Source organism: Prescottella defluvii (assembly GCF_000738775.1).
GTDB classification, from domain to species: Bacteria; Actinomycetota; Actinomycetes; order Mycobacteriales; family Mycobacteriaceae; genus Prescottella; species Prescottella defluvii.
The window spans coordinates 1-401 of sequence record NZ_JPOC01000210.1 but is presented as its reverse complement, the minus strand read 5'-3'; the positions used below and the strand labels follow the sequence as shown (position 1 = coordinate 401).

General features: G+C 66.3%; 1 protein-coding gene. It reads left to right on the top strand.

The window, feature by feature from the left end:
* Positions 1 to 401: phosphopantothenoylcysteine decarboxylase domain-containing protein (locus tag IJ15_RS0124520; RefSeq protein ID WP_031940920.1), on the top strand; the 401-nt coding region annotated here is incomplete at both ends.

The following is a 401-nucleotide window of genomic DNA, read 5'->3' as shown; positions in this document are numbered from 1 at the left end:
CGTCCATGTCCGGACCGCGGAGCAGATGCGCGAGGCGGTCATGAAGCACGCCGTCGATGCGGATGCCGTGATCATGTCGGCCGCTGTCGCGGACTTCCGGCCGGCAACCGTCGCCACCAGCAAGATCAAGAAGGGCGCCGACGAACCCGATTCGATCCCGCTGATCCGAAACGACGACATTCTCGCGGGCCTCGTGCAGGCTCGACGGGACGGAACCGTCGATGCCGCGACCGTGATCGTCGGTTTCGCGGCCGAGACCGGTGACGCGTCGGGCGGTGTTCTCGACCATGCGCGAACGAAGTTGGCACGCAAGGGTTGCGATCTTCTGGTCGTCAACGCGGTCGGTGACGGCAAGGCCTTCGAGGTCGACCACAACGACGGTTGGCTGCTCGGCGCCGACG